This is a genomic window from Chthonomonas sp., assembly GCF_035294505.1.
Lineage (GTDB): Bacteria > Armatimonadota > Chthonomonadetes > Chthonomonadales > Chthonomonadaceae > Chthonomonas.
Map to the genome: position 1 here is coordinate 131265 of NZ_DATGKU010000174.1, position 6345 is coordinate 137609.

General features: G+C 55.5%; 5 protein-coding genes. All 5 read left to right on the forward strand.

Annotation, left to right across the window (positions count from 1 at the left end; genetic code table 11):
* The first annotated feature begins 129 nt into the window (after positions 1 to 129).
* The 5 genes from VKV18_RS10425 (at position 130) to VKV18_RS10445 (ending at position 6312) form a co-directional block, all read left to right on the forward strand.
* Positions 130 to 2223 carry an APC family permease gene (locus VKV18_RS10425; RefSeq protein ID WP_324204145.1) on the forward strand — a complete coding sequence of 698 codons (2094 nt, stop codon included), beginning with the start codon at positions 130 to 132 and terminating at the stop codon, positions 2221 to 2223.
* Positions 2220 to 3020 carry an STAS domain-containing protein gene (locus tag VKV18_RS10430; protein WP_324204146.1) on the forward strand — a complete coding sequence of 267 codons (801 nt, stop codon included), beginning with the start codon at positions 2220 to 2222 and terminating at the stop codon, positions 3018 to 3020. Before VKV18_RS10425 ends, VKV18_RS10430 begins: the two co-directional genes overlap by 4 nt.
* Positions 3021 to 3225: 205 nt before the next feature.
* Positions 3226 to 4119, forward strand: coding sequence for a carboxylating nicotinate-nucleotide diphosphorylase (gene nadC, locus VKV18_RS10435; protein ID WP_324204147.1), 894 nt, complete (start codon positions 3226 to 3228; stop codon positions 4117 to 4119).
* A gap of 220 nt (positions 4120 to 4339) precedes the next feature.
* Positions 4340 to 5173, forward strand: coding sequence for a biotin--[acetyl-CoA-carboxylase] ligase (locus VKV18_RS10440; RefSeq protein WP_324204148.1), 834 nt, complete (start codon positions 4340 to 4342; stop codon positions 5171 to 5173).
* A 71-nt stretch (positions 5174 to 5244) separates the two neighbouring features.
* Complete coding sequence (locus VKV18_RS10445) at positions 5245 to 6312, forward strand: Gfo/Idh/MocA family oxidoreductase (protein ID WP_324204149.1); 1068 nt, start codon at positions 5245 to 5247, stop codon at positions 6310 to 6312.
* The last annotated feature ends 33 nt before the right edge of the window (positions 6313 to 6345 follow it).

Sequence of the window (6345 nt, forward strand, 5' to 3'; positions counted from 1 at the left end):
TTGTTTTGCACAAAACGCCTCTTTCGCCCAATTATAGGGTATATTCTGATGTTTGGACGAAATAAGCCTGTTTTGCGCCAATAGGCCTCTAAGAGAGAGAACTCATCAAGTCATGCTGTGAGGACATTCATGTCAGACCCACAAATAAGTTCAAAAGAGCCAACCCCACCGTTGGAGCCGGTGCCCCCGCCACAGCCGTCGCTCCTCAAACGGTTTATACGCGTCCTTCTTGGGCGTCCGCTCTCCTCCTCCCAAATGGAGCACACCCTGCTACCGAAATTTTTAGCCCTTCCGGTGTTCTCCTCCGATGCCATCTCCTCGGTGGCCTATGCAACGCAAGAGATTCTTCTTGTGCTCGGCGGCGCCGGACTTTGGATCAGCAGCGCGCAACCGCTCTATTCACACTACACCATGCTGATCACCACCCTCATCGTCATCCTCTTGGCGATAGTCGTCGCCTCCTACTGGCAAACGATACACGGTTATCCCAACGGAGGAGGCTCTTACATTGTCGCTAAAGATAACCTAAAACCCCGCTTTATGCCCGATCTGCCCGGTCTCATCGCAGCCTCCGCCCTTCTCATAGACTATGTGCTTACCGTAGCCGTATCCATTGCATCGGGAGTTCAAAACCTTGAAAGCCTGCCACTTCCTCCCTGGCTGCAATGGCTTCACTTCGATCATCTCGTTCTTTGGTGTCTGCTCTTTATTGGCCTGCTCACTTTGGCCAATCTCCGCGGTCTCAAAGAATCCGGCTCGATGTTCGCCATCTTCACTTACGGCTTCGTGATCATGTGCTACCTCATGATCTTTTTAGGAGTGTTTGGGCATGCCTTTCTCGGCTGGCATGTGCACCCGCAGTATGCTAACCAGCGTTGGTGGGATGGCTCTACGGCACAATCGCCAGGGGCAAACACCATGGGAACCGTAGGACTTTTCCTTCTGCTCAGCGCCTTCGCGAATGGATGTTCCGCCATGACCGGAACCGAGGCCGTTAGCAACGGCATCCCGGCCTTCCGAGAACCGAAATCGCACAACGCGGCTTGGACGCTGATCTATATGGGCATCATTCTCGGAAGCATTCTGCTCGGAATCTCTTACCTGGCCGTGAATTTTCACGTGGTCTACTGGGAACATGCCGGACAGACCGCCCCCGCCGTAATAGACCAGATATCCGGCACCGTCTTTGGCAAAACAGGGCGCTGGCAGTTCCTCTACTGGGCCGCACAGTTCTTTACTGCGGCCATTTTGGTGCTGGCAGCCAACACAAGCTATGCCGATTTTCCTCGCCTCTCCTCTATCCTCGCCCGTGATCGCTATATGCCTAAACAGATGGCTAACCTCGGCGATAAGCTGGTCTTCACCAATGGCATTTTGCTTCTGGGTCTCTTTGCCAGCCTGCTCATCGTATGGAAAAAAGGCAACGTGGACGCTCTCATTCCCCTCTATGCCATCGGCGTCTTCACCGCCTTCACCCTCTCTCAAGCCGGTATGGTCGTGCACTGGTACAATCTTCGCAAAGTCGTACGAGGCTGGCAAGTGAAGGCGTTCTTCAACGGCCTGGGCGCCGTCGCCACCGGTTTGGTCTTTATTGACCTCATCATCGAAAAATCGCCTGAGGGTGCCTGGATCGTTTTAATTCTTGTGCCCATCATGGTCTATCTTTTCAAAAGAATCCATGCCCACTACGAAGAGGTCGCCAAGCTGTTAACTCTCGATAACTACTGCCCTCCTAAAGAACCTCAGAAAAACATCGTCCTCGTGCTCGTCCCCACCCTGCATCGTGGCGTTATGCAAGCTCTGGAATACGCTCGCTCGATATCCAGTGACTGCCGCGCCGTCCATGTCTGCGTAAACCCCGAAGAGACACCACGGCTCATCCAACGCTGGGAGCAATGGGTACATGATGTGCCTCTTGTGATCCTCAACTCGCCCTACCGCACCCTCATCGAACCGATTATGCGCTATCTTGATGCCATTCACCTGGAACGTCCCAACACCACCATCACCGTCGTTATCCCAGAGTTCGTTCCCCCAAAATGGTGGCATGCGTTTTTACATGGCCAGTCGGCAGCCCGCCTTAAGCTGGCGCTGCTCGGTAGAGAAGACGTTGTGGTGACCAATGTCCGCTACTTCCTTCATCCCTGCGAGGAAGGAACGTCGCCCAAAATGTTGAATAATCCAACATTGCTCCCTCAGAAACAAACAGGGGCTGTGAAATGATCATCGAAACCCAGGACGATGTCGTGCGCCTCTCCGGCTCGCTACGGCAAAACCAGTGGCCGACCATTCGCGCCGTGGCCGGCATGTTGCTCCACGATCATCCCGAAGGCATCATCATAGATTGCGCCAACCTTCAGGATATTTCCGAGGAGGGCGCCAAAACCTTTCTCGAAGCCATGCGCGATATCGAGGCTGCCGGCAAACGCATTATTGTGGCGAACCTACCGGAACATGTTCTTAATGTCATCAAAAGCGTACCTGGTATCCGTTCTCAACTCCCTATCGCGAACTCGGTCGAAGAGGCACGCGCCTCGTTGCATAGATTGCCTCAACATGCCTCTCCTACAGCCCTATCCCCAAAAGGCAGATCGCTTCTAGTGCTGCTTGTACCGGGAATTGACCTAACCCCCGGCGCGTGGCTCGCCACCCAAATGGCACGCGCACGCCGTTCAGAGGTCGCATTCGTCTTTCTCCTCGAAGTGCCCCGCGACCTGCCTCTTAATACCCCACTCGGCGAACAGGAGGATGAAGCACAACACGCCCTGGAGGTTGCCATGAACTTCGCAAAACATGCCGGTGTCACAGCCACACCCCATATTGAGCGCGTTCGCGATCTCATTGATGGCTCCCTTGCTATGATCCGACAATATGAGGTAGAGCGTGTCGTGTTCGCCACTAGTCGGCAAAACCTCGATACCGGAAACGAAGAGATCTTCTATCGCCTTGTGGACGCGCTGCTGCACCGGGCCCCATGTGAGGTGATCGTAGGACGATTGAAAGCGGAAAGAATCGGGTAACTGTTCCCCGTACCGAGACTAGGGTTTTGTGGGTCTTCCAGACAGGAGGAGATCGGCGTTATGGAGGACTGAGGTCTGAAACTTTGTAGGCATCAGCCGTCTTGAGGATGCAGCTTTCGTGGGTATATATATAGCAGGTTTTTCTGAGAAAGGAGGGTGGCATTCGTCTCCCGCCTAAACGTGGGAGTCTCCTGCCGCAATCTTTATGAACGCCTTCTCTTCTAAATCCAAAGAGACCAGCCCTTACGCTCCCTTCAGAGATTTCCCCGGTCTGGCCTCCATCGTGCAACAGGCTCTTAGGGAAGATATCGGCACGGGAGATATCACCACGCAACTCGTGATCCCCTCAACCGCCCGTGCAAAGGCCAATATCACTACACGAGTTGCAGGGGTCATCGCCGGCCTACCGGTTGTTCAAGAAGTCTATCGTCAACTCGACCCCAGCGTTCAGGTGGAGTTGATCGTGCAGGACGGCGACTCGGTGGAGGCGAACACGCCGCTTGCCATCCTCTCCGGGTGTGCCCAAAGCCTCCTCACCGGGGAGCGAGTGGCTCTTAATTTCGTACAACGTCTTAGCGGCATCGCCACGCTCACCGCAAAGTTTGTGGCAGCCGCCCGCCGAGAAGGTCTACGAATTGTAGACACACGCAAGACAACGCCCGGACTTCGCCTCTTAGAAAAGTATGCGGTGCGAGTCGGTGGGGGTCACAACCATCGCTTTGGCCTCTATGATGCCGTCTTAATTAAAGATAACCATATCGCCGCTTGCGGTTCCATCACAGAAGCGGTTCGTGCCGCCCTTACCGGTGCACCGCATGTTATGAGCGTCACCGTAGAATGCGACACGCTCGAACAAGTGCAAGAAGCGCTCGATGCTGGCGCCGATGTCATTCTTCTCGATAACATGTCCCCCGAGCAGCTGCGTGCAGCGGTTGCATTGGTGAACGGCCAAGCCATGGTCGAGGCCAGCGGAGGAATTACCTTAGAGACGATCGCCGAGGTGGCTGCTACCGGTGTGGACATCATCTCTATCGGCGCTCTCACCCATTCCGCACCCGCCCTCGACATCGGTATGGATTTCGTCATGACAAGTCTCTGACGCTCCCCGGCAGAAAAGCAACGGTACTCGGCTCTCCGACCCGCCCAACCGCAAAGCCTCCCCGCTGCTTCATACACCCACACCCCTCCCGACTGGGAACGGTGTCGTTAATAGAGTATACTGGTCTACGCGGATGGTCACCCTCTCCGCTGCGGACTTGAGGCACAGTGTTTTCAGCCCCGCCTCACGAAGCGGGGGTTTTCCGCATCGGGCTATAATCATGGCACTCTACCATCTTTCAAGCGTTCCCTCCACGATGGACGTGGCACGCGATCTACTTCATTCCGATCCACTTGCCTTACAGCGCTGGGACGGCGTTCTCGCCGACGAACAGACCCAAGGACGCGGCCAACGTGGCCGCAGCTGGTTTGCCCGTGCTGGCGAGAGCCTCTGTGCCACCTTCTTCTATCCCCAAACGTTCCCAATGCCCTCTCATCCTCATGACGAGCCTCTACAAAGAGTTGCCATGCTCTCTATATTGGCCGGGGTTGCCGTCGCCGAGTCGATCCATCGTGCCCTCCTCAAGGCGCTGGGCCTCCCGATATCCAACCGGCCGACCCCGTCTAAGCCCGATATCGGCCTCAAATGGCCCAACGATCTCCTTCTCAACCACAGAAAAACGGGGGGTATCTTGATAGAACTGGCCCAACTGCCGACAGGAGAACACATCCCTCTTATCGGTGTGGGCATAAACCTGTACATTAGGGAGTTTCCTCCGGAGCTGGCTTCACGCGCCACCTCCTTTCTCCGCGAAGGCATCCAAGGCATAACTCCCCTGTGGCTAGGGGCCCAGATAGCGATCTCTCTCAAGTTGTGGGCAGAACGTTATGCCGCCGGCGGCCCGGAGAGCGTCATGCGCCGATGGCAATACTACGACCGAACAAAAGGCACGGCCTATACGGTCTCTATCGGGGAACGGCAGGTTAGAGGCGTCGCCGTGGAGGTCGCTTCAAATGGCACCTTGCTGCTTCAGCTTGAGGATGGAACGCTCTTTCCCTGCTTTACTGCCAGCTCCGTGCAGCAAGAGGATAACAGACTCGATGCTACCGAGTAGGAAATGACGACCTGTTTGGCGAACGAAAGCACATCGGAACATCACGCCTCTCATAAGGAGACCCATGCGCCATGTTAAACCAAGCCCGTATCGGCATCGGCATTCTCTCTTTCGCCCACGGACATGTGAACGCCTATGCCGAGCGCATCCGTCAGTTTGATGATGCTCAACTTATCGCCTGCTGGGATAGCGATGAGTCGCGAGGGAAGCGCCAAGCAGCGCACTTTGGCATCCCCTACTCGCCGCATCTTGAGGACGTACTCAACCGCAAAGATATTGACTGCGTGATCATCGCCTCAGAAACCAACCGCCATGCCGATCTGGCCGTCGCAGCCCTCGAAGCGGGGAAAGCTGTTTTCCTACAGAAGCCAATGGCCATCACTTTGGCAGATTGCGATCGGATTATCGCCGCGGTGGAACGGTCTGGATGCTGGTTCAGTATGGCCTTCCAAATGCGATGCGACCCTCAAAACATCCGTATGAAGCAGCTGGTCGAGGAGGGTGCCGTTGGTCGTGTCGGAACCATTCGGCGTCGCCACTGCATCCCCGTGCTCTTTGACAAAAACTTCGTGGAAGGCCCCACCCGATGGCACATTCTGCGCGAAACCAACTTCGGCATGTTTTTTGACGACGCCACCCATGCCCTCGATTGGCTCGTCTGGATGCTAGGCAAACCTCCCGTTTCGGTCATCGCAGAAATTGATAACGTGTTAACCCATGTCGCTCCCGATGATACCGGAGTGGCCATCTACCGTTATGAGGATGGCCTGTTTGCTGAAGTTTATAACTCCAGCGTTACTCTGGCCGGAGAGAACACCACCGAGATATATGGTGACAGAGGTGTCATTATTCAGAATCATGGCGACGCTCCTTCGGCCATGATCAAGCCTCCGCATCCTATCGGGGTAAAACTCTATCAGCGCGACAAGGCCGAGTTGGGCTGGCAAGACCTCGGCCTTCCCATTCCTGCCTCTCACGGAGAGCGGATTGCCGGTGTAGCCCGCCCCTTTATTGACGCCTTCAAAAGCGGTAAACCGTTGTGCACCGCTCAAGAAGGGCGCCTCTCGGTGGAAATGTGCCTCGCCGCCTACAAAGCGGCAGAAACCGGCCAACGTGTCTTCTTCCCCTTTTCGGGTTAGAAGTAGTGCTTCCCTACCCCACTAGGGGTGCAG